This is a genomic window from Flavobacterium sp. GL_143 (genome assembly GCF_057834355.1).
In genome coordinates, this window is record NZ_CM174401.1 from 3,813,427 (window position 1) to 3,836,251 (window position 22,825).

The 22,825-nt window shown below is 32.3% G+C and carries 20 protein-coding genes; 15 read left to right on the forward strand and 5 right to left on the reverse strand.

The window, feature by feature from the left end; translation table 11 throughout:
* The first annotated feature begins 93 nt into the window (after window positions 1-93).
* The 8 genes from AC3IPI_RS16335 to AC3IPI_RS16370 all read left to right on the forward strand — a co-directional run bounded on the left by AC3IPI_RS16335 (window position 94) and on the right by AC3IPI_RS16370 (window position 9,448).
* Window positions 94-1,029 carry an alpha/beta hydrolase fold domain-containing protein gene (locus AC3IPI_RS16335; protein ID WP_489154126.1) on the forward strand — a complete coding sequence of 312 codons (936 nt, stop codon included), beginning with the start codon at window positions 94-96 and terminating at the stop codon, window positions 1,027-1,029.
* A gap of 11 nt (window positions 1,030-1,040) precedes the next feature.
* Window positions 1,041-2,009, forward strand: a complete 969-nt coding sequence (locus tag AC3IPI_RS16340) for a DUF4861 family protein (protein ID WP_489154128.1) — start codon at window positions 1,041-1,043, stop codon at window positions 2,007-2,009.
* A 186-nt stretch (window positions 2,010-2,195) separates the two neighbouring features.
* Window positions 2,196-3,380, forward strand: coding sequence for a glycoside hydrolase family 88/105 protein (locus AC3IPI_RS16345; protein WP_489154130.1), 1,185 nt, complete (start codon window positions 2,196-2,198; stop codon window positions 3,378-3,380).
* A 21-nt stretch (window positions 3,381-3,401) separates the two neighbouring features.
* On the forward strand, window positions 3,402-4,625 hold the full coding sequence (locus AC3IPI_RS16350; protein WP_489154132.1) for a glycoside hydrolase family 88/105 protein: 1,224 nt from the start codon (window positions 3,402-3,404) through the stop codon (window positions 4,623-4,625).
* Between the two features lie 6 nt (window positions 4,626-4,631).
* The gene (gene pelA, locus AC3IPI_RS16355; protein ID WP_489154134.1) at window positions 4,632-5,741 is read left to right on the forward strand and encodes a pectate lyase; all 1,110 of its coding nucleotides are present in this window, start codon (window positions 4,632-4,634) and stop codon (window positions 5,739-5,741) included.
* Window positions 5,716-6,675, forward strand: a complete 960-nt coding sequence (locus AC3IPI_RS16360) for a pectinesterase family protein (RefSeq protein WP_489154136.1) — start codon at window positions 5,716-5,718, stop codon at window positions 6,673-6,675. The genes pelA and AC3IPI_RS16360 overlap by 26 nt, the downstream gene beginning before the upstream one ends.
* A gap of 357 nt (window positions 6,676-7,032) precedes the next feature.
* Window positions 7,033-8,394 (forward strand): glycoside hydrolase family 28 protein, encoded by a 1,362-nt coding sequence (locus tag AC3IPI_RS16365; protein ID WP_489154138.1) that lies wholly within the window; start codon window positions 7,033-7,035, stop codon window positions 8,392-8,394.
* A gap of 307 nt (window positions 8,395-8,701) precedes the next feature.
* Window positions 8,702-9,448: a rhamnogalacturonan acetylesterase gene (locus AC3IPI_RS16370; protein ID WP_489154140.1), complete on the forward strand. Its 747-nt coding sequence runs from the start codon at window positions 8,702-8,704 to the stop codon at window positions 9,446-9,448.
* Here the strand turns inward: AC3IPI_RS16370 and AC3IPI_RS16375 are convergent.
* Both AC3IPI_RS16375 and AC3IPI_RS16380 read right to left on the reverse strand, forming a co-directional pair.
* The gene (locus tag AC3IPI_RS16375; protein WP_489154142.1) at window positions 9,445-10,131 is read right to left on the reverse strand and encodes a VIT1/CCC1 transporter family protein; all 687 of its coding nucleotides are present in this window, start codon (window positions 10,129-10,131) and stop codon (window positions 9,445-9,447) included. The genes AC3IPI_RS16370 and AC3IPI_RS16375 overlap by 4 nt on opposite strands.
* 5 nt (window positions 10,132-10,136) lie before the next feature.
* A complete protein-coding gene (locus AC3IPI_RS16380; RefSeq protein ID WP_489154144.1) occupies window positions 10,137-10,541 on the reverse strand; it encodes a hypothetical protein in 405 nt (134 codons plus the stop codon).
* Between the two features lie 319 nt (window positions 10,542-10,860).
* Between AC3IPI_RS16380 and AC3IPI_RS16385 the strand changes: the two genes are divergently transcribed.
* The gene (locus AC3IPI_RS16385; RefSeq protein ID WP_086895306.1) at window positions 10,861-11,313 is read left to right on the forward strand and encodes an Hsp20/alpha crystallin family protein; all 453 of its coding nucleotides are present in this window, start codon (window positions 10,861-10,863) and stop codon (window positions 11,311-11,313) included.
* A 246-nt stretch (window positions 11,314-11,559) separates the two neighbouring features.
* The gene (locus tag AC3IPI_RS16390; RefSeq protein WP_489154147.1) at window positions 11,560-11,955 is read left to right on the forward strand and encodes a DoxX family protein; all 396 of its coding nucleotides are present in this window, start codon (window positions 11,560-11,562) and stop codon (window positions 11,953-11,955) included.
* A 95-nt stretch (window positions 11,956-12,050) separates the two neighbouring features.
* Here AC3IPI_RS16390 and AC3IPI_RS16395 read toward each other — a convergent pair whose 3' ends face one another.
* Window positions 12,051-13,829 (reverse strand): ABC transporter ATP-binding protein, encoded by a 1,779-nt coding sequence (locus AC3IPI_RS16395; protein ID WP_489154149.1) that lies wholly within the window; start codon window positions 13,827-13,829, stop codon window positions 12,051-12,053.
* 446 nt (window positions 13,830-14,275) lie between these two features.
* Between AC3IPI_RS16395 and AC3IPI_RS16400 the strand changes: the two genes are divergently transcribed.
* The 3 genes from AC3IPI_RS16400 to AC3IPI_RS16410 all read left to right on the forward strand — a co-directional run bounded on the left by AC3IPI_RS16400 (window position 14,276) and on the right by AC3IPI_RS16410 (window position 17,373).
* Window positions 14,276-14,752: an MEKHLA domain-containing protein gene (locus AC3IPI_RS16400; RefSeq protein ID WP_489154151.1), complete on the forward strand. Its 477-nt coding sequence runs from the start codon at window positions 14,276-14,278 to the stop codon at window positions 14,750-14,752.
* A gap of 395 nt (window positions 14,753-15,147) precedes the next feature.
* Complete coding sequence (gene galK, locus AC3IPI_RS16405) at window positions 15,148-16,314, forward strand: galactokinase (RefSeq protein WP_489154152.1); 1,167 nt, start codon at window positions 15,148-15,150, stop codon at window positions 16,312-16,314.
* A gap of 6 nt (window positions 16,315-16,320) precedes the next feature.
* On the forward strand, window positions 16,321-17,373 hold the full coding sequence (locus tag AC3IPI_RS16410; protein ID WP_489154154.1) for a UDP-glucose--hexose-1-phosphate uridylyltransferase: 1,053 nt from the start codon (window positions 16,321-16,323) through the stop codon (window positions 17,371-17,373).
* Between the two features lie 219 nt (window positions 17,374-17,592).
* Here AC3IPI_RS16410 and AC3IPI_RS16415 read toward each other — a convergent pair whose 3' ends face one another.
* Together AC3IPI_RS16415 and AC3IPI_RS16420 are read right to left on the reverse strand one after the other, a co-directional pair.
* Window positions 17,593-18,765 carry a cysteine desulfurase family protein gene (locus AC3IPI_RS16415; RefSeq protein ID WP_489154156.1) on the reverse strand — a complete coding sequence of 391 codons (1,173 nt, stop codon included), beginning with the start codon at window positions 18,763-18,765 and terminating at the stop codon, window positions 17,593-17,595.
* Between the two features lie 3 nt (window positions 18,766-18,768).
* Window positions 18,769-19,608, reverse strand: coding sequence for a hypothetical protein (locus tag AC3IPI_RS16420; RefSeq protein WP_489154158.1), 840 nt, complete (start codon window positions 19,606-19,608; stop codon window positions 18,769-18,771).
* Window positions 19,609-20,523: 915 nt separating this feature from the next.
* On the opposite strand from AC3IPI_RS16420, the gene porL reads away from it, so the two are divergent.
* On the forward strand, window positions 20,524-21,177 hold the full coding sequence (gene porL, locus AC3IPI_RS16425; RefSeq protein WP_039115604.1) for a type IX secretion system motor protein PorL/GldL: 654 nt from the start codon (window positions 20,524-20,526) through the stop codon (window positions 21,175-21,177).
* A gap of 48 nt (window positions 21,178-21,225) precedes the next feature.
* Window positions 21,226-22,764 carry a type IX secretion system motor protein PorM/GldM gene (gene porM / locus AC3IPI_RS16430; protein ID WP_489154161.1) on the forward strand — a complete coding sequence of 513 codons (1,539 nt, stop codon included), beginning with the start codon at window positions 21,226-21,228 and terminating at the stop codon, window positions 22,762-22,764.
* The last annotated feature ends 61 nt before the right edge of the window (window positions 22,765-22,825 follow it).

Consider the following 22,825-nt stretch of genomic DNA (forward strand, 5'->3'; position numbering starts at 1 on the left):
CATAATTTTTTTAAATTATTAGTTTTTTGAGTTAGTTAAAAAGGAGTTTGATTATGTCGAACTCCTTTCTTAACTAAAAATTATTTTTTATAGATGATAAGAATATTACTTTTTTGTTTGCTTTTTTTCAAAGCTATTGCTGTTCAAAGTCAGTATAGCATTGATACATCGTATACTGTAAAAAGTACCTATACTAAATTAATTAAGCGATATCCGTTTATAACAATTGCACAGGCACAAAAGAATAAAGATGTCAATGTTGTTTATGATATAGTTTACAATCAAGAGAAAAGCAGACCATTGCATTTGGATGCTTTTATCAATAAAAAACAAAAATTAAATCCAGCTGTAATCATGATACATGGTGGAGGTTGGAAATCTGGGAATAAAAATCAGATGCAGGTTTTAGGACAAGAAATCGCTCAGAAAGGGTATTCTTGTTTTGCAATAGAATACAGATTATCGCTTGAAGCGAAATATCCTCAGGCAATTTATGATGTGAAAAACGCAATTAAGTTTATAAAAGATAATGCTAAAAGATTCCGCGTGGATCCGGACAAAATAGCTATTTTAGGATGTTCTTCGGGAGGTCAAATGGCTGCTTTGATTGGTACAACAAATAAGGATGCAGCTTATGAAGATACTTTGTATAAAAGTAAATCATCGGCAACAGTAAACGCAATTATCGATATAGACGGAATTTTAGCTTTCAAACATCCAGAATCCGAAGAAGGAGAAATGGCAGCTTTATGGTTAAATGGTTCTTATCAGGAAAATCCTGAGAATTGGAAAAAAGCTTCGGCATTAACGCATACCAATAAAAACACCCCCCCAACATTGTTTATAAATAGCAGCTTGGACAGGTTTCATGCAGGAAGAGACGATATGATAGACATTTTGAACCAAAACAATATTTATAATGCCGTAAAAACAATCGAAAATTCACCACATTCGTTTTGGTTCTTTAATCCATGGTTTGACAAAACAGTACAATACACAACACAATTTTTAGCTACAATATTTAAATAAATTAGAATAAAATGAAAACAATAATAACAGTATCGGCAGCATTGATTTTAGGATTTACGAGTTGTAAAGCACAAAATAAATACGATATAAAAACAGCCAAAACCTACGCCGAATTATCGGTAAAAACAGATGGAAAATGGGAAGGACGTAAGTATATAGGAGGAACTGTATTTAAAAATGTAGACAAGCTAAAATTAGCACCAGAACATACCGACCATTCATTTGATATTCGTTACGAAGGCCCAGGTTGGGAAAGCAACAGAATAGGATATCGTTTGTATTTAGACTGGAGAAATGCCATTGATATTTTCGGAAAAAAAACTTCAGAGATGATTCTGCCTCAAGTAGGGCAGGACAATTTTGACTCATATCATGAAATGAGCGATTGGGGAGCAGATATTTTAAAAGCTGGAAAAGGAATTGGAATTGGTTCTATAGATCGTTATTTAGATAATAAGAAATTACATTTTTATGAAGTCGATTCAACATTGGCTTATGTAGAGAATAAGGTAAATGAATCTAAGGTAAAAGTGAATTATTTTGGTTGGAAAACAGCTTCAGATAAAATTGATTTCACATCAGAGTTAACCATTAAGCCAGACCAATTATATACGCAGCATACAATTAAGGCTTCTAAAGAAATTCAAGGAATTTGTACAGGAATTGTAAAACAGAAAAATGCTGAATTGCTTAAAAAAGAAAGTAAAAACAAGAAGTGGGCATACCTTGCAACATACGGAACACAATCATTAGTTCCGGATAAATTAGGAATGGCAATTTTTTATGAAACCAGTACAATCGAAAATGTAGCCGATACAGATTTAGATTATTTATTGGTTTTTAAACCAACCACAAAACCAACTTCGTTCTATTTCTTAGGCGCTTGGGAACAAGAAAAGGACGGTATTAAAAACAAAGAAGAATTTATAAAATACCTAGACAAAAGATTAGAAGTATTGAATAAAAAAGGTAAAATGTAATTTTTGTATTGAAATAATAGCCACAGATTAAAAGAATTTTGTTTCACGCAGATTCTACAGATTGTAGCAGATTTAGTTTTAAAAATCAATAATGGATAATTATCTGCGTAGATCAGCTTAAATCTTTTTAAAATCTGCGTGCAAGAAAAAATACGATACATTAAAGTATTAAAAATTTAATTATTAATGATTCAGACTAATTCTAACAAATTGCATCTTCATAAACTGGTAATTATCGTATTGGTGTTATTTTGCTGTAAAGGGAATGCTCAAGGCGAATGGTCTGAAAAAACCGCGCTTTCGATTATAAACAAATACCCAAAAGCATGGCAAATTGATGGAGCCGAAAAGCAAAAATGGGATTACAAAATAGGATTTGCATTGCTTTCTTTTGAAAAGTTATATCAAAAGACCAAAAATCCAAAGTATCTGGATTATGTAAAAGAATACACAAATGAATTGATAGATAGTTCAGGAAACATTGCAAGTTACGATGCAAGAGAATATAATATCGATTATATCAATCCGGGGAAAATCCTTTTTGATTTGTATGATTTAACCAAAGAAGAACGCTATCGTAAAGCCTTGGTTATTTTGAGAAATCAAATCGAGAGCCAACCCAGGAATGCAAGCGGGGGATTTTGGCACAAGCAAATCTATCCCAATCAAATGTGGTTAGATGGATTGTATATGGCAGAACCTTTTTATGCACGATATACAGTTGAGTTTGAAAAAGGCAAAAGTTTAGATGATATTGCCAAACAATTTGAGTTGGTACAGAATCATTTTGTAGATACAAAAACAGGATTGTTATATCATGCTTGGGATGAAAGCAAACAAATTGCGTGGGCAAATCCAGATACAGGAACATCGCCAACAATTTGGTCACGTGGCATGGGTTGGTACATGATGGCTCTGGTAGATGCATTGGATTATTATCCAAAAAATCACCCGAAAACGAAAGTATTAGTTGGGTATTTAAATCAATTAGCGAAAGCGTTACTTATTTATAGAGATAAGTCGGGATTATGGTTTCAGGTAACAGATAAACCAACACTTAAAGATAATTATCTAGAACCATCGGGATCGGCAATGTTTATTTATGCTTTTGCAAAAGGAGCAAATAATGGATACTTAACTTCGGAATATAAAACGATTGCCGAAAAATCATTTGAAGGATTTATAAAAGAGTTTGTTAGATTTGGAGATAATGCAGAATTAAACATAATAAATGTTTCACCAAATGTAGGATTAGGAGGGAATCCGTTTAGAGACGGGACAAATGAATATTACGTTAACGGAAAAAAGAAAGACAATAGTTCGATAGCTTTAACAGCATTTATGTTGAGTGCGATAGAGTTGGATAAATAAAAATATAAAGCATATTTTAAAATGAAGAATATTATAAAACGAAATTATTTTGGGTCAATAGCATTGGTTTGTGTAATGACATTAATGAGTTGTAAAACTATTTCTCAAGAACCTGCAAAAACTTCTGTAGCGATTTCTAAAGACCTAAAATGGTCAGAAAGAATGGCTTTGTCTATCATGAAGCGTCATCCCGAAGCTTATATGATTGATGATTTAAAAGAACCAAAATGGGATTATGTACACGGATTGGTACTAACATCATTTGAAGAATTGTATAAAAAGACAGGCGATGTTAAATATTACAATTACATAAAAAAGTATGTAGACGATTTAGTGCAAGAAGATGGTAGCATTAAAAGCTATAAATTTGAAACCTATAATATAGACATGGTTACGGCTGGTCGTTTATTATTTAATTTATACGACACAACAAAAGATCAAAAATATTTAAAAGCATTAGAGCTTTTAAGAAAACAAATAAAAGAGCAACCAAGAACTACAAGTGGCGGATTCTGGCACAAAAAAATATATCCAGACCAAATGTGGCTAGATGGATTGTATATGGGAGAACCATTTTATGCACAATATACAACCCAGTTTGAAAAAGGAGCAGAACTTAATGATATCGCCAAACAGTTTGAATTAATTCAGAAAAATGATTTGGATAAAAAAACAGGATTGCTTTTTCATGCTTGGGATGAAAGTAAAAAAATGCCTTGGGCAAATCCAGAAACAGGAACATCACCAAATTTTTGGTCACGTTCATTAGGTTGGTACGCAATGGCATTAGTCGATGTATTAGATTATTTTCCTAAAGACCACCCGAAAGAAAAAGAACTAGTTGAGTATTTAAACCAACTTGCAGAAACTTTGGTGAAATTTCAAGATAAGAAAACAGGACTTTGGTATCAAGTAACCGATAAGGGCGATAAAAAAGGAAACTATTTAGAATCATCAGGATCATCAATGTTTATTTATGCTTTCGCAAAAGGAGCAAACAAAGGATATTTGCCAAAAAAATATAAAGACATCGCAAATAAATCTTTTAATGGATTAACCAAAGAATTGATAAAAGTCGATGCCGATGGTGAAATTACAATTACTAATGCTTGCGCAGTTGCAGGATTAGGAGGGAAACCATACAGAGACGGTTCGTATGAATATTATATAAACGAAAGAAAAAAAGACAACGATCCTAAAGCAACAGGTCCATTTATCTTGGCAGCATTAGAATTAAACAGATAATTTGAAATGAAACATATTAAATTCATAGTATTAAATCTAGTAATAGTATTGGGATGCAGCGTAATGTTGCAAGCTCAAAATAACTATAAAAACTGGAGTGACATTATTCGCAAAAGCGATGCAGCTTGGTTTGCAACGCCCGAAGCTCAAGCCATAGCCGAGAACGTGTTGTTATATCAGCGTAACATTGGCGGATGGCCAAAGAATATCGAAATGCAGAAACCACTTTCTGATACTGAAAAGCAAAGTTTAATTGCATTAAAAAGTGACCTACACGATATTACAACCGATAATGGTGCAACGTGTCAGGAAATGCTTTTTCTGGCAAAAATGTACAAGCAAAAAACAGACGAAAGATATAAAAAAGCGTTTCTTTTAGGATTGGATTATTTGCTAGAAGCACAATACGATAATGGAGGATGGCCACAATTTTATCCCTTAAAAAAAGGATATTATACCCATATCACCTACAATGACGATTCGATGTTTCATATCCTATCAATATTAAAACAAATCGCAGAAACCTCCGATTATAACGGTATTCTTCTCTCACAAGATTATGTTACTAAAGCTAAAGCAGCTTTTGATAAAGGAATAACCTGTATCATAAAAACACAATACAAGCAAAACGGAGTTTTAACGGCTTGGTGCGCACAACATGACGAAAATACTTTGGCTCCAGCCAAAGCAAGAGCTTACGAATTACCATCATTAAGCGGGAAAGAATCGGCTAAAATAGTATTGTTACTAATGTCTATCGATAAACCGTCACCAGAAGTAATTACAGCAGTAAAAAGTGCTTGTGCATGGTTTGAAAAAACTAAAATCACGAATCTCGAAGAAAAACGAATTCTAAATGATGCAGGAAAAATTATCGATAAAAAAATGGTTCCAGCTACAAATGCTTCACCAATTTGGGCAAGGTTTATGGAGCTAGACAACAACGAACCATTTTTTTGTGATAGAGATGGAGTAAAAAAGAAATCTCTGGACGAAATAGGAGCTGAACGCAAAAACGGATACGCTTGGTACACCGATGAGCCTAAAGAACCTTTAAAAAAATACCCAAGTTGGGAGAAAAAATACGCTTTTGAAAAAAGCGAAAAAAAAAGCTGAGTCCGAAAACGTAATTACAGTAGCCCAAGATGGATCTGGTGATTTCAAGTTAATTCAGGATGCGATAAATGCAGCCAAAGCTTTTCCGTATGAGAAAGTAACGATTCATATTAAAAACGGAACGTATTATGAAAAAGTAAGAATTCCAGAATTTAATAATAATGTTTCTTTAATTGGAGAGAGTAAAGAAAAGACAATTATTACCTACGATGATTATTTTGGCAAAATGAATTTAGGCAGAAACAGCACTTTTTATACCTACACAATGTTGGTTGAAGGAAATGATTTTTCGGCATCAAATTTAACGATTCAAAATTCATCTGGAGACATTGGTCAAGCAGTTGCTTTATCGATTATGGGGGACAGAGCCTATGTTTTTAATTGTAATATATTAGGAAATCAAGATACATTATATGCATCCGGAAACAACTCAAGACAATACTTTAAAGATTGTTATATCGAAGGAACAACCGATTTTATTTTCGGGAAAGCCACAGTATTATTCGAGAATTGCCAAATTCATAGCCTTAAGAATTCATACATAACAGCGGCATCAACACCCGAAGGAACAGCCTTTGGATTTGTATTTAAAAACTGTAACCTAACAGCAGATAAAAATGCAACACAAGTTTACCTAGGAAGACCATGGCGTATTTATGCCAAAACCGTTTTTATAGAGTGCAAAATGGGAAATCATATTGTACCACAAGGTTGGGAAAATTGGTCTAAACCCGAAGCCGAAAAAACTGCTTTTTATGCTGAATATAATTGTAGTGGCGAAGGATACAAACCAAAAGAAAGAGTTACATGGTCACATCAGTTAAGTAAAAAAGAGGCTAAGAAATATACGGTTGAGAATGTTTTTTTTAAGGTTCAAAGGTTTTTTTTAAGGTTCAAAGGTTCTGAGAAACAAAGGCACAAAGGTTTTCTGTAGAGACGCACCGCAGTGCGTCTACGCAATATAGGTTTACCCATAATATAATCCCAAACTTGTCTTTCTGACGCAGGAAGACACGAGCGATAGCGAACTGGCGAAGCAATCTCCGTGAGTAGCTCGACAATTTAGGACAAGTTTGTGTTAGTTTCTTGTGGAGACCCTTCGTTCCTCAGGGTGACAAGATTGGGGAAGCAAAGGAACAGAGAAACAAAGCTACAAAGGTTCTCCGTAGAGACGCACCGCAGTGCGTCTTAGATATAATGCCAGTAGTCATCAAGTCTAAGAAATCTAACATTCTAAGTAGTCTAAAAATCTAAGTAGTCTAAAATTCTAACAATCTAAGAAGTCTAAAACATGAAATACAGCTTTCTTTTCTTTATAATATTATCATTGAATTGTTTTGCACAAACAGCTGATTTTCCAACAAGCAAAGTCGATTCGATCGTTAGCAGAATCAAGTTACCGGTAATTCCTTCGTATCAAATAAATATTGTTACGCTTGGCGCGAAAGGAGATTCTGTGAGCGATAGCAAACCCGCTTTTGATAAAGCGATGGCATTGTGCAAGAAAAATAAAGGAGGGACAATTGTAGTTCCGAAAGGAATTTATAAACTCAACGGACCAATACATTTTGTTAGCAATGTAAGATTAGTGATAGAAAAAGATGCTAAAATTAAATTTAGTGACAATCCAAATCATTATTTACCGTTGGTACTTACAAGCTGGGAAGGAACAATGCTTAACAATTATAGTCCGCTTATATATGCGTACGGATGTACAGATATTGCTATTACAGGCGAAGGAACTATTGATGGAGAAGGAGGAAATACGTGGCGTGGTTTTAAAGCAAAAGAAAACGCGGGTAAAAAATTAAGCCGCGAAATGAATTATAATAATATTCCGTTAAAAGATAGAAAATTCGGAAATGGATATTTTTTAAGACCGCAGATGATTCAGTTTTTCAATTGTAAAAACATTTTGGTAGAGAAAATCAGAATCGAAAACTCCCCTTTTTGGTGTTTACATTTATTAAAATCAGAAAGTATAACCGTTAGAGATGTAACCTATAAATCTTTAAATCATAACAACGACGGAATCGATCCAGAGTATGCCAAAGATGTTTTAATAGAACGAATTACATTTAATAATGGCGATGATAATATTGCTATTAAAGCAGGAAGAGACTATGAGGGAAGAGCCAACTCAGACACGCCAAGTGAGAATATCGTAATTAGAAATTGCAATTTTAAAGGACTTCACGGTGTGGTTTTAGGAAGCGAAATGTCGGCAGGAATTAAAAATGTGTTTGTCGAAAATTGCAAAACGGTTGGTTACTTAAAAAGAGGGATTTATTTAAAAACAAATGCCGATAGAGGAGGTTATATAAAAGATGTTTTTGTTCGAAATATCCAATTAGGCGAAGTAGAAGATTGCTTGTATATTACAGCCAATTATCATGGCGAAGGAAGCGGTTTTCCGTCGGAAATATCAAATATTTCATTCTCTAATATTTCGTGTAATAAAGTAACGGGAATAGGAATTGTAATTCAGGGCTTCCCAGAGAAAAAAGTGAAGAATATCTCATTAGATAACATCGAAATTAAATCGGCTAAGAATGCCATTTCTAATAGTAATGCTGAAAATGTTACGATAAATGAGGTTTATATTGGTGAGAAAGCAACAGTTCCTACGGCGGTATCTTTAGGAAGGCTCTAAGGTTCAGAAATGCAAAGGTTCAGAGGAACAAAGGCGCAAAGGTGCTCTGTAGAGACGTACCGCAGTGCGTCTACGCAATATAGGTTTACCATAAGGAACAAAGGTGCAGAGGTTCAAAGGCGCAAAGGTGCAAAGGTTTCCTGTTGAGACGCACCGCAGTGCGTCTACGTAATATAGGCTTACCATAATGCAATCATATCTTATTACTAAAATACAAAAGCATATAAATTTTAAAAATCAAAGAAGTCTAGAATCTAATATTCTAAGAAGTCTAAAAAAAGAGTTTAAAAAAAAAGAGATCTAAAAAATGAAATATTATTTATTAATCATATTACTAATTGCGCTTAATGTCTCCGCACAAAAAACAACTTTATATTGCATTGGAGATTCTACAATGGCGAATAAAAAGAATCCAGATAAGAATCCTGAGCATGGTTGGTGTCAGGTATTACAGCCATTTTTCGGAGAAAGTATAGTTGTAACGAATAAGGCTGTAAACGGACGAAGTACAAAAAGTTTTATTGCCGAGAAGCTATGGGATTCGGTATATAAATCACTTAAGAAAGGAGATTATGTTTTTATTCAGTTTGGACATAACGATGAAAAAATAGCCGATTCACTCCGATATACAAATCCGCATACAACATATCGTTATAACTTGATCCGTTTTGTAACCGAAAGTAGAGCTAAAGGAGCGATTCCGATTCTGTTTTCGTCTATTGCCAGAAGAAAATTTAATGAGCAAGGAGTTTTAATAAGTTCACATGGAGATTACCCGTTGGAAGCCAGATTGGTTGCTAAGGAATTGAATGTGCCATTTATCGACTTGGAATATTACACCGAAATATTAGAGCAATCTTATGGCCCTGAAAAATCTAAAAAATTGCATTTGCATTACAAGGCAGGCGAGATTGCTTATTATCCAGAAGGAAAAGACGATGACACCCATCTTTCTTTATTGGGAGCAACCGAAATTGCAAAAATAGCGGTGGAACAAATTAAACTTTCGGATAATCCGTTGCTTAAAAATCTTAAAAAAGGAATTAAGAATTAAATGTTTACACCAAAAAGATAACCAACTAAAGCTGATATTCCCATTGCAAAAGTTCCCCAAATAGTAATTCGTAATATTGCTGTAGTAGTATCAGAACCACCAGCTTTGGCGGCTAATGCTCCAGAAAGTGCTAGGAAGATTATGGCAAAAGCATATTGATATAAGACGATTTCTTTAAGAGGGGCAAAAATTGAAACAAAGAGAGGTAAAATCCCACCTGCAATAAATGATGCTGCCGATGCAAAAGCTGCTTGCAATGGTTTTGCCTGAGTAATTTCATTAATGCCCAATTCGTCTCTGGCATGAGTTTCGAGAGCGTCGTGAGCGGTTAATTGTATGGCAACTTCTTTGGCAAGTTCGGGAGTTAATCCTCTATTTTCATAGATTTCAGCTAGTTCTTCTAATTCTATCTCAGGCATAGTTTTTAGTGCTATGCTTTCTCTTTCTAAATCTGCAGTTTCGATATCAGATTGGGAACTTACCGAAACATATTCGCCAGCAGCCATAGATAATGCACCAGCTACCAAACCAGCTATGGTAGCCAGAATAATAGGTTCACGAGTAGTACTGGCAGCAGCAATACCAATAGCTAAACTTGTAGTCGATAAAATACCGTCATTAGCACCAAGAACTGCTGCTCGTAACCATCCACTTCTGTTTATATAATGATGTTCTGCTTCCATGATATTTAGTTGCTTTTAGGAATGGTTTTGATATATTCTTCCTGAGTTTTTTGAACTCCGCCAAAACTATCTTTTAATGCATTTTTTATTTGCAAATGTGTTTTATTACCAAATGCTTTTTTCCAATCATTTAAGTCATAAATATGTATTTCTTTGGCGTAAATATTTGTAGCAAAGGTAATTCTGGATATTGAATATTTATAAGATTTTAGTTCGTGCGATACTTGTCGGTTTGGAACAATGATTAGAATTGTTTCCCAGTCAAGGTAATTTTTCGGGATATCTTCGCGTGAGGTAAGACCTAATGCATTAAAAAGAAGCTTTATTTTTTCATCATTAAGCTTATTTAATTTTTTGTCTATTACAGAGAGTTCCTTACTCAGCAAGGTTTCATTTTCAATAGCACTCATGGTAATAATTTTATAATTAAAGGATAAAATTAGTATTAAAAATTGGCAAAGATCTTTGTTAGTCGGTTAGACTGGTTCTAAATTTTAGAAAGGGATTATTTTAAGAGCTTTAGGTCGGTATGATTGGGGTAAATAGATAGATACTGTCATTTTGTTAGTGTTAATAGTTTATGTTAGGATTTTTTATGTCAATATTTCATTTATTTATGAAAAAATGACAGGTTTTATGGTTTGGTATTTATTTTGTTATATGCATGATGTTGATCAACATTTTTAATAATTATTAAATTATTTGTATAACTATTAAAAGTAAATCATCATGTTAAGTATCAGAAATAACGGAAACAATACACAATCATTTCCATCACTATTAGATGATTTTTTCGGACGTGAACTTTTTAACTGGGAAAACAGCAATTTTTCATCTACAAGTACAACAATACCATCAATAAATGTTAAAGAAACAGATGAAAATTTTGAAGTAGAAGTTGCTGCACCAGGAATGGATAAAAAGGATTTTAATGTTACTCTTAACGATAATTTATTGACGATATCTTCTGTTAAACAGAACGAGAAAGAAACAGTTGAAGATAATTATACTCGAAAAGAATTTAGTTATCAATCATTTCAAAGAAGTTTTGAATTACCAAACAATATAGTTGACGAAGAAAAAATAAAAGCACATTACGATAACGGACTTTTACACCTTGTTATTCCTAAAAAAGAAGAAGCAAAGGAAAGTAAATCTCCACGAGTAATTGAAATTAGTTAATACTAAATTTGATAACTCAAAAACAATTACATTTAGTTTTTTTTAATAGGGGTCGTCTCAATATGAGACGGCCCTTATTTTTTATATAATAGTTTAATTTTAAGGAAAGTATTCCTCTTAGACTTGTAAGAATTTCAGTAAGCCCTTGTCCTTTGATTTTAATTCACTAAATTTAAGTGTTCTTTAATTTATTCAAAGATTTATTCCAAAATAAAACTATTATTAACCTAATTAATACTTTTTATTATGAATTATATCCCTTTAATCGGCAGAATCTTATTTAGTACAATTTTTATGTATTCTTCTATCGCAAATTTTTCAGATTATTTTGTTTATGAAGCTACGGCAAAAGGAATACCATGTTCTTATATTTTGGTTCCTTTGGTGGGGATTTTTGAATTATTGGGAGGATTAAGTATTTTAACGGGGTTCATGGCCAAATGGGGTTCATGGTTGATAATTCTTATTCTGTTACCAGTAACATTTGTAATGCATGATTTCTGGAATATTGAAGATCCAGTTCGTCATCAATTGGTTCTTATGACTTTTATGAGAAACCTTTCTATTATTGGGGCAGCATTAATGATTTCTTTTTTTGGAGCTGGGCCTTATAGTTTTGATGAATATAAAGCCAGGAAATAAGATTGTACTCAAAAGTTAACTATATAAGTAATGTAAGTTCATTTAAGTTTTACGCTTATGTTTTCTTAGATTACTTATATGGTTAAAATATTTTTTCAATTGGTTTTATTCTGTTTTTTTGATGGAGCTAAATCGTCTTTACGTTCACCTATTTGCTGTCTCCACATAGCATAATACAATCCTTTTCTTTCTACAAGTTCATTATGATTTCCTTGTTCAATAATTTTTCCACGTTCGAGTACAAATATAGTATCGGCATGCATTATGGTCGATAATCGGTGTGCAATGAGAATGGTAATTTGCTGTTTGTCTGCAGATATTTCTCTAACCGTTTGCGTAATTTGAGATTCAGTAAGAGAATCTAACGCCGAAGTTGCTTCATCAAATATTAATATCTTTGGTTTACGTAATAAAGCTCTGGCTATAGAGAGTCGTTGTTTCTCGCCACCCGAAAGTTTTTTTCCTCCTTCGCCAAGAACGGTATCAAGACCTTTCCCAGAATTAACTATAATGGGAGTTGCAGAAGCTTTTTCTATTGCCGAAAGCATTTCTTCGTCTGTAGCATCGGGTTTAACAAAAAGCAGGTTCTCACGAATGGATCCAGAGAATAGCTGAGTATCTTGGGTTACAAAACCCATTTGCCTGCGAACACGATTGTATCGCAAATCTTTAATAGATATATCATCATAAAGAATATCCCCTTCTACAGGACGGTATAAACCTACCAATAGTTTTACAAGAGTTGATTTTCCTGAGCCAGACGGTCCTACAAATGCAATATTATCGCCTAGTTTTGCCTTAAAGGTAATATTCTGAATAGCGTTATAACTGGCATTTTTATGTCTGAAAACGACATCATTAAAATGTAATTGGCTAATTGCGCCAACTTCTACAGGATCTTCAGGACTATATTCGGGTTGCTTTTGCATTAGCTCATTAAAAAGAAACAAAGCAGTTTCGGCCTCGCGGTAGGATATTATAATGCTGCCAAGATCTTGTAACGGACTTATAATTCCAGAGGATATAAACTGCATAGAAATAAGTTCGCCAGGAGATAAAACGTTTTTAAAAATAAGCCATAGCAGTATAAATAGAATAGACTGTTTTAGAAATATCAGAATACTGCCCTGAAGAAAAGTCAGAGTTCGCATTTTCTTGACCTTTTCCATTTCTAGATCATATATTTCCTGAGTATGAACTTTTAAACGTCTAATTTCAGGATAAGTAAGACCTAGACTTTTTACAAGTTCTATGTTTCGTAAACTTTCGGTTATAGTACCGCTCATTTGTCGGTTTTGTCGAATAAGCGAACGTTGTAATGTTTTTATCGAACGGCTTAAAATGCTTGTCAATCCGCCAAGGACAACTACACCAATAAAAAATACAGGAATAAGTGCCCAATGTTTCGTAATAGCATACCACATTAAAAAACCGATGCCTACTACCGAAGTAAATAAGATATTTATAAAAGACGAAATAAACTTCTCGGTATCAGTACGTACTTTTTGTAATACCGATAAAATTTCTCCGCTGCTTTGATCTTCAAATTCCTGAAAAGGTAATCTTAGTGTTTGCCTCAAACCATCATTAAAAATTTGCATCCCAAATTTTTGCACAATCATTCGTAATACATAATCCTTGAGAGAAAGGAACAAACGTGCCGCAAGGGCTACGATAACAGCTATTATTAATAGTTTTATAACACCTTCTTCTTTGCTACTGCTGCCTTGTTTATTGTTTAAGGCATAATCATCGATGATTTTTCCAAAAATAATTGGATCATAAAGTGAGAGTATTTGCGATATCCCAGCAAAAAATAAAACAAGTACAATATGCCAACTATACGGTTTAAGGTATTTCCAGAATAAAATCATATGAATCTTAATTGAAATGAATACACAGCTATAACTAGCAAAAGAATTATAAAGATATTAAATAAAGAAATGAATACTAGTAGTATTGATTTTGGATTTGAAAATTCAATTGTTCTAAGTGATATATTTTGTGATATCGTATTTTTAAAATAGAAAAATTGCATATAATTGAATCATTTTAGTTTTATTGTAATAATCTGTAATTCAGGTATTTGTGATTTAATTTTCTGCATTTATGTAATCTTTTTTCAAAGTATATTTGTACCTTTAGTCTTCCAAAAACTTCTTTTTAGTAATAAATCAAATTACATTTCTTCATTTGTTAATTCTATAATTCATAAAGAGATATTACAGAGTTTAATTTCTGGGAATACTAAAATTACTTCATAATTTGATTGTATTTTAAGACACCATTCAACGCATAGAAACCCCAAAAATAATTTGCTATGTCTTTAAAAAATGAACACATTCTGCTGAAACAAATTGATGATTGTTTCTTGGCTCTAAATGGAAAAAAACTTCCATCTCCGCCCAATATTTCCGACCGTTACCAATGGTTACATGAAAATGCGCCTTATAGTATATTGGCTCAAAATGCCAATACTAATTCTTATTTTATTTATGCTAATGACTATGCTTTGTCTTGTTTTAAATACTCTAATGAGGAAATTCTAGCGATACCATCCAGTTTTAGTGCTGCAATTGAGAATAGATATGAACGCAAATTATTATTTGATAAAGTCGAACAAGAGGGTATTGTATATAATTACAAAGGAGAACGAGTTGATAAGTACGAGAATAGTTTTACCATTCATGATACTATAGTTTGGCAATTACAAAATACAAATGGCGATGTATGGGGACAAGGAGCGTTATTTTGGCGAGATGAAAAACTACGACCAGATTGGTATTTTGATCTTTAATTAAAAAACATCAGTATAAAACTATACCAGTTTGTTGTTATAAAAAGTAAAATTAACTTAAAGCCATTTTAAAGAAATGGTTTTTTTTATGTTTTTATTTTTGATGCTTTTTATAAAATATAGCTGTGTTTATGGGAGTTGAAGAAGATATATTCTAAAAAAATATTATAGAATATTATTTTGATAAAGTTGCAATTTTTGAGGATTTCATTTTTATATTCTCAAAACCAGTAGGGACTAGTAGGATTGTTTTGTGTAAGTATTTATTTTTGGTTTTCTATTAATTGTAAATAATTTAATGAAATTAGTTTTTCTTTATCTTATGAGTTTCTTTTAATTGAATTTTAAAAGTTTAAATAAATTAACCCATCAACCATATTAATTAGTAAATAATAATGAATGATATTTTAATCCAAAATACGACCCATTTTTTTAAAGAAAAATTTGGTAACCAACCACAAAAAGTAGTCCTCTCTCCAGGAAGAATTAATATTATAGGTGAACATATAGATTATAATGATGGTTATGTTTTGCCAGCAGCTATAGATAAAATTATTTGTTTTGCTTTTGAGAAGAGTAATTCAAAAAAGTCAAAAATTTATGCAATAGATTTAAATGACGAATTTGAAGTTGATTTAACAAAAGAGATTCAGTTAAGTAATGTTGTATGGACAAATTATATTCTTGGAGTTATAAAACAACTTCAGGATAATGGTTTTTCTTTTGAAGGATTTAATTGCGTTTTTAGCAGTAATATTCCCGTTGGTTCAGGTTTATCATCTTCGGCAGCATTAGAGTGTGGGATGATTTTTGGAATTGCTGCACTTTTTAATCTTACTATTAATAAAGTAGATATTGCCTTATTAGGACAAAAGGCCGAACATTGGGTGGGGATTAATTGCGGTATAATGGATCAGTTTTCCAGCGTACATGGGCAAGAAAATAAAGTAATCAAATTAGATTGCAAAACGTTGGAATTTGAATATCACGATGCTAATTTTAGTGATTATGTTTTGGTTTTGTTTGATAGTAATGTAAAACATTCATTATTTACATCTGAATATAATACGCGTCGCAAAGAATGTGGGGAAGGTTTATCGATAATTAAAAATCATTTTCCTGAAATAAAAAGTTTTAGAGATTGTAGAGAAGATCAGTTATTAAGCATTCAGGATAAAATGAATGCAACAGTTTTTAAAAGAGTGCACTATGTTGTAAAAGAAATTAATCGTGTTGCACAGGCTTGTAACGCTCTTGATAAAGGTAATATTGAGCTTTTGGGACAATTGCTTTTTGACACTCATGATGGTTTGTCTAATGAATATGAAGTGAGTTGTCCAGAACTAGATATGCTTGTTGCTACTGCAAAAGATGATGATTCTATAATAGGTTCTCGATTGATGGGAGGCGGTTTTGGAGGCTGCACCATTAATTTAATTAAAAAAGGAGAAGAAAATGAAGTAAAAAATAAGTTTTCGTCCCTTTATTTAGATATATTTGGGATTGAATTAAAATTTTACGACGTAAAAATAGCAAATGGAACATCACTTTACAACTTATAAAATTAAATGAGAAATTTTAATATTAGCGAAGACCCACACAGACGTTATAATCCATTACTTAACGAATGGGTTTTAGTTTCACCTCATAGAGCAAAACGCCCGTGGCAAGGACAAAATGAGTTAGTTATTACTGAACCTTTACCTAAATATGACCCAACTTGCTATTTGTGTCCAGATAATGTAAGGGCAAACGGAATGAATAATCCTAAATACGAAGGAAGCTTTGTTTTCGAAAATGATTTTGCTGCCATGAAACAGGATGAAATCATTTATGAAGAAGACATTAAATACACTTTTTTTCTGGCTAAACCAGAAAGAGGAATCTCAAGAGTAGTTTGTTTTTCGCCAAGACATGACCTTACATTACCAGAAATGGAAGTAAAGGATATTGAAAATATTGTAAAAACATGGCAAAAAGAATATACAGATTTAGGTGCAATTAAATATATAAATCACGTTCAGATTTTTGAAAATAAAGGAAGCGTTATGGGATGTAGCAATCCGCATCCTCATGGACAAATTTGGGCACAATCGTCGTTGCCAACTCAGGTTGAAAAAACACAAAATAGTTTAAAAAATTATTTTGATAAATATAAGGCTACTCTTTTACAAGACTACCTTCAAGCCGAATTAAAAAAGGATGAACGTATCGTTATAGAAAATGATTACTTTGTAGCTTTGGTTCCGTTTTGGGCAATATGGCCTTATGAAACGATGATTATAAGCAAAAGACATTTTGGAAGAATTACTGATTTTACCGAAGAAGAAGCAACTGCTTTCGCTAAAATTTTAAAACAGTTGACAACAAAATACGATAATCTTTTTAAGACATCTTTTCCATATTCATCTGGAATCCATCAGGCTCCAACAGATGGTAATGCACACCCGGAATGGCATTTCCATATGCATTTTTATCCACCTTTATTGCGATCAGCATCGGTTAAGAAATTTATGGTAGGTTACGAAATGTTAGGTGAGTCTCAAAGAGATATTACTCCAGAGAAAAGTGCTGCAACTTTAAGAGAGCAGTCGGATATACATTATAAACTAGAATCATAAATTTTAAAGTTGTTTTTTTGTCTTATTATATGTTTTTAAAAACGTTTTGAGGCAGAGTTACTTCTAGAATAAGGAGATATTTGCTTTAGATTTTTCATTTGTCTTACTCCATGAGACAAGTAATTTTTTAAATAAGTTCTTTTCAAGATTAAGGAAGCTTCGGCTTCCTTATTTTTTTTAGAATACTTATTATTAGTTAATCCAACGTTGCCAGCTTGTTTATTTCAATTTTACAGGGCGTAATGTGGTTAGAACTTCTTCTACTTTATTAATTGCAAAATCAATATCGTCTTTGGTTGTGTATTTTCCTATTGAAAATCGTATTGTCGATTGAGCCGTTTCATTATCTATTCCCATAGCTTTTAAGACATGACTTGTGTCTAACGATGCCGATGAACATGCCGATCCTGAACTTACTGCCAGGAATTTATTTAATGATTTTAATAAACGTTTTCCATCAATATTAAAAAAAGAAACATTTGTAACATGAGGAAGTCTCTTTACGTTTCCTCCATTTAGTTTAACTTCTTCTAAGCCCATTAAAAAATCTTCTAATCGATTCCGGAGTGTTATTATTTTTGCATTTGTATGCAACTCAAATTCTTTCATTGCATTCTCTGCAGCTTTGCCAAAGCCTACAATTGCCGGAACATTTAGTGTCCCGCTCCGCATTCCGCTTTCATGACCACCGCCTGTTATTTGAGGTATTATACCTGTTTTAATACCATCTTTTATATAAACAGCGCCAACACCTTTAGGACCATACATTTTATGAGAAGAGAAAGTTAAAATATCTATTGGAGTAGTCTTAACATCTATTGGTACTTTTCCAACGGCTTGAGTAGCATCACACATAAACAATATTTTGTTCTTGTAGCATAGCTCTCCAATTTCCTTAAACGGATGAATTACACCAGTTTCGTTATTGGCATACATTAAACTAACTAAAACAGTTTCATTGGTTATTTTATTTTCTAGCTCCTCTAAATCTATCATGCCGCTATCATTTACATCAAGAAAGGTCACTTTTGCGCCTATACTTTGTAAATATTCTAATGTATCTAAGGTTGCTTTATGTTCCGTTTTACAAGTTATAAAGTGATTTCCTTTTGCTTTGCAAGCTTCATAAACACCTCTTATTGCAAGATTGTTTCCCTCAGTTGCACCCGAGGTAAATATAATTTCCAGAGGATCTGCGTTTATCAATTTTGCAATTTGCTTTCTGGCATTGTCAACAGCTGTTTTACTATACCATCCCAAATCATAATGTACACTTGCGGCATTGCCATACATCTCTGTAAAATACGGAAACATTTCCTCGACCACATCTCTGTCACAAGGAGTAGTAGCGTTATAATCCATATAGATTAATTGTGATTTTGTTGCCTCCATAATCTAAGTGTTTAAGAGCTGAGATTTGGAGAACGTATTTGCTATCGTGTATTGATTATCTCCATAATCGGTCATAAAAACATTGTGTATATTTACTCTTTCGGTATTAAGAACAGTAGGGATATACATATCAAATGCAACTTCTACACCTCTGGTAACCTTATTCATATCTTCACTTTCCGAAAAGTCAATGATAGTTATATCTGTTGCGTCACTAAATCTTTTTAAAATTTTATCGGTGATATTAGTGTAATGTTGAGCCATAATCGATGGACATTTGGCAATCCATACAACATCATTTTTTATTTCTGCCAATTGAATAAGTTGGTTATCCCGTGCATGATATACTATCGATAAAATATTATTTTTGTTTTCTATACTAACAGAATCATGATTTGTTTTTGTATTTTTTTTCAAAAAAGAAATAGTTTTATTTTTACAATTTCTTTCATTTGATATAATGATCTTCTCTCTCTTTACAATTAAATAGTTATCCAGAACCTTCTCAATTTCTATAGGTAATGTGTCAATGTTTTTATTGAAGGAATCTTTTTCGGTAATCTCACAGCTAATTTCACTGCAAGCAAGTCCCAGATTGTCTATCAAGATTCCGATAACAATTTTTACATTTCCTTTGTGTTTTACAATTAGATTATTCGAAATATTAAGCACATGAGTTAGTGAGTTTAATGAGAAATCGCTAATCTCATAACGAGGGTCGTAATGTCCGCCTTCCAAGTAGATAATAGGGGGAGTCATAAATTGATTTTCTGAAATATATTTTTCAATTAACTGAAAAACATCATTTTCTAGTAGGTTTAGTTTAAAAAGTTCTAGTTTCATTTTCTTTTGTTTTAAGTTATATAAATCTGGGGGTATAAATAAAATAGACACTATAATAATTAATGCTTGAAGTTTACAATTAGAATGTTTATTACCCAGATAGGATAATAAACACAAAATTGTTTATAGCATGTCAGGAGCAGACTAGTGTACTATTTATGTGTAATAATTGTAATAGTGAAAACGGAATGGCTTTGCTGTATTGCTTTTAAATCTAATCTTTAGAATAAATTAAATTTTCATTCCTTAATGTTTATGTGTTTCTAGATATAGTCGTATCAAAAGAAAAAGCATTGATTATACTTTTCTTTAAATATTCTATTGTTATCCTTTATGTGTAAAATTAATTGTGGTATTTATAAAACTACCTGTACTTGATAGTAAGTGGTTCAATTTTAGGCGTTTATATAATATAAAAGTATGGTATTTTTCTGAATTTCAGTACTTTAAGAAAGAATAATTGTTATATTTTTAACAATTGTTTATCTTAAATTATTTTATCTAACAAAATTCAGTTCTAGGAAAAAGCATATTATCAACGTTAAAGTTTATTTATAATATGTTTTTGTATATCCATAAACAGTACTTCAAAGCTGTTAATTCACAAAATCTTTTAGTTTTTTTCCAATATTTTCTTTTTTAAAACATTTAAGGAGTTTGTTTGACAGATTATTTCTGTTAAAATAACAAAGCAACAAAGAAATGTCTTAATCTGTTTATTTAAAGGCTTTTGTTGTTTATAGGGGATAGTGATTTATAAAGACATTTGCATGTTTTTATTAGATAAAAAATCAGATCATTTTATATGGAAACTTAAGCGACAGAGAATTAAGATGATTAATTATTTAGAGCAAATTAAAAATAAAAACAAGTTCTTATTTAAAACTTAAAATAAAATTTAAAACAAAAAAAATTATGGCATTATTAAGTAAAAAAGCAATGAATTTCGCTTATGGTATGGGAGCAGCAGTAGTAATTATTGGAGCTTTATTCAAAATTACTCATTTTGAAATCGGACCGTTAACAGGAACCTTGATGCTTTCAATCGGATTAGTAACTGAAGCATTAATCTTTGCTCTTTCTGCTTTTGAACCTGTAGAAAAGGAATTGGATTGGACTATTGTATATCCAGAATTAGGAGATGGTAAAGCTAGAAAGGAAACAAAAATGGCTAAAGTGGAGACTCCAACTGAAGCACAAGGGCTATTGTCTCAAAAATTAGATATTATGCTTAAAGAAGCTAAAATTGACGGTGAGTTAATGTCAAGCTTAGGAAACAGTATTAAGAATTTTGAATCTGCTGCTAAAGGAATTGCTCCAACTGTTGATTCAATTGCTTCTACTAAAAAATACAGCGATGAGTTATCTATTGCGGCTTCTCAAATGGAATCATTAAACAGTCTATATAAAGTTCAATTACAAAGTGCTTCAAGAAATGCAGAAGCTAATAAAGAAATCGCTGAAAACGCAACTAAACTAAAAGAGCAAATGCAATCTATGACTGCAAATATTGCTTCTTTAAACAATGTATATGGCGGTATGCTTTCGGCTATGGGAAACAAAGGATAATTAGTTAAAAAACAATTATTATTAATACGAACTAATTATTTAGAAAATATGGCAGGAGGAAAATTAACCCCTAGACAGAAGATGATAAACCTAATGTATCTGGTTTTTATCGCAATGTTAGCAATGAATATGTCAAAAGAAGTATTGTCTGCTTTTGGCTTAATGAATGAGAAATTTGAAAGTGCCAATGCATCTTCAAATACGAGCAATGCACAAAAGTTAGCTTCATTAGATACTAAAGCAGAAGAGGCAAAAGGAGAATTTGCTCTGGCGGCTCAAACAGCTCATAAAGTGGAAGCTATATCTAAAGATTTTTACAATTACATAAATACATTAAAGACAGATGTTGTAAAAGGATTTGATAAAGACGCAGCAACAGGAAAATTGCCTTATGAGGATATGGAGAAAGGTGATAATACTGATAATTGGTTTGTTGGAGAAGGTTATACTGCAAAAGGAAACGAGATTGTTGCAAAAATTAATAAGTACAAAGCTGATATGAAAGCGGTACTAAGTGACAAAAAATATAAAGCAATTGTAGCTGAGATTGATAGCAAATTTGATACATCAGACGTTAAAAATAAAGAAGGTTTAAAAGATAAATTTTTATCGTACCATTTTAAAAATTTCCCTGCAGTTGCATCGGTTGCAAAATTATCTGCTTGGCAAAGTGATGTTCAAAAAACAGAATCAGATGTTTACAGTGCAGCTTTAGGAGAGGCAGCAATGACGACTAACTCTTATAACAATTATAAAGCAATTGTAGTTCTTGATAAAAATGCTTACTTTCAGGGAGAAACGGTTACAGGTAAAGTTGTTTTAGGTCGTTATGACGAAAATACAATACCAACTTCATTCTCTGGTCCAGGAAAAATTGTAAACGGACAAGCTGTTATTTCTATGACTGCTGGTGGAGTAGGAGAACAAAGTATTAACGGGCAATTTACTTTCTTAGAAGATGGAAAAACTATTCCACTTAAATTTGAAGGAAAATATGTTGTAGTACCTAAGCCAAATTCAGCTACAATATCTGCAGATAAAATGAATGTAGTTTACAGAGGTGTTGTTAATCCAATATCTGTATCATTTGCAGGAGTTGCTGATAATAAAGTTGTAGCAAGTGCTCCAGGATTATCTTCTGCTGGTAGACCAGGAAAATATAATATGAGTCCGGGTACAGGCACAGAAACTACAATTACTGTTACAGGTACATTACCAAACGGTTCTACAGTTTCTGATAAGAGAACTTTTAGAATTAAAGGTATTCCTGCCCCAGTTGGAACTATTAGAGGAGAAATGGGTATTGTAAAAGGGCCTAAATCGAATCTGGAAGTAGTTACAATTGGAGCTAAATTGGTAGACTTTGATTTTGAAGTAGGATTAGATGTTGTTGGATTTAATTTTAAAATTCCGGGACAAGCTACAGTTGTAGTTTCTGGTGATAAGTTAAATGCGCAATGTAAAGCTGCATTATCTAAAGCAGGTAGAGGAGATCAAGCTACGATTTCGGAAATTAAAACTAGACTTGTTGGAGGAGGAAACTATCAAGTATCTAGAACCGCTCCAGTAATTTTTGAAATACAATAAATAAAGTATTTACTTTTTTAAAATAGATTTAAACCTGTTCATTTAATTGAGCAGGTTTTTT

Bases quoted from the DNA above. Each gene is read 5' to 3' on its own strand.
- AC3IPI_RS16365 (WP_489154138.1), top strand. From the start codon at position 7,033: ATGAAATACAGCTTTCTTTTCTTTATAATATTATCATTGAATTGTTTT.
- porM (WP_489154161.1), top strand. From the start codon at position 21,226: ATGGCAGGAGGAAAATTAACCCCTAGACAGAAGATGATAAACCTAATG.
- pelA (WP_489154134.1), top strand. From the start codon at position 4,632: ATGAAACATATTAAATTCATAGTATTAAATCTAGTAATAGTATTGGGA.
- porL (WP_039115604.1), top strand. From the start codon at position 20,524: ATGGCATTATTAAGTAAAAAAGCAATGAATTTCGCTTATGGTATGGGA.
- AC3IPI_RS16410 (WP_489154154.1), top strand. From the start codon at position 16,321: ATGAGAAATTTTAATATTAGCGAAGACCCACACAGACGTTATAATCCA.
- AC3IPI_RS16400 (WP_489154151.1), top strand. From the start codon at position 14,276: ATGTCTTTAAAAAATGAACACATTCTGCTGAAACAAATTGATGATTGT.
- AC3IPI_RS16390 (WP_489154147.1), top strand. From the start codon at position 11,560: ATGAATTATATCCCTTTAATCGGCAGAATCTTATTTAGTACAATTTTT.
- AC3IPI_RS16395 (WP_489154149.1), bottom strand. From the start codon at position 13,829: ATGATTTTATTCTGGAAATACCTTAAACCGTATAGTTGGCATATTGTA.
- galK (WP_489154152.1), top strand. From the start codon at position 15,148: ATGAATGATATTTTAATCCAAAATACGACCCATTTTTTTAAAGAAAAA.
- AC3IPI_RS16420 (WP_489154158.1), bottom strand. From the start codon at position 19,608: ATGAAACTAGAACTTTTTAAACTAAACCTACTAGAAAATGATGTTTTT.
- AC3IPI_RS16385 (WP_086895306.1), top strand. From the start codon at position 10,861: ATGTTAAGTATCAGAAATAACGGAAACAATACACAATCATTTCCATCA.
- AC3IPI_RS16345 (WP_489154130.1), top strand. From the start codon at position 2,196: ATGATTCAGACTAATTCTAACAAATTGCATCTTCATAAACTGGTAATT.
- AC3IPI_RS16380 (WP_489154144.1), bottom strand. From the start codon at position 10,541: ATGAGTGCTATTGAAAATGAAACCTTGCTGAGTAAGGAACTCTCTGTA.
- AC3IPI_RS16375 (WP_489154142.1), bottom strand. From the start codon at position 10,131: ATGGAAGCAGAACATCATTATATAAACAGAAGTGGATGGTTACGAGCA.
- AC3IPI_RS16335 (WP_489154126.1), top strand. From the start codon at position 94: ATGATAAGAATATTACTTTTTTGTTTGCTTTTTTTCAAAGCTATTGCT.
- AC3IPI_RS16370 (WP_489154140.1), top strand. From the start codon at position 8,702: ATGAAATATTATTTATTAATCATATTACTAATTGCGCTTAATGTCTCC.
- AC3IPI_RS16350 (WP_489154132.1), top strand. From the start codon at position 3,402: ATGAAGAATATTATAAAACGAAATTATTTTGGGTCAATAGCATTGGTT.
- AC3IPI_RS16415 (WP_489154156.1), bottom strand. From the start codon at position 18,765: ATGGAGGCAACAAAATCACAATTAATCTATATGGATTATAACGCTACT.
- AC3IPI_RS16340 (WP_489154128.1), top strand. From the start codon at position 1,041: ATGAAAACAATAATAACAGTATCGGCAGCATTGATTTTAGGATTTACG.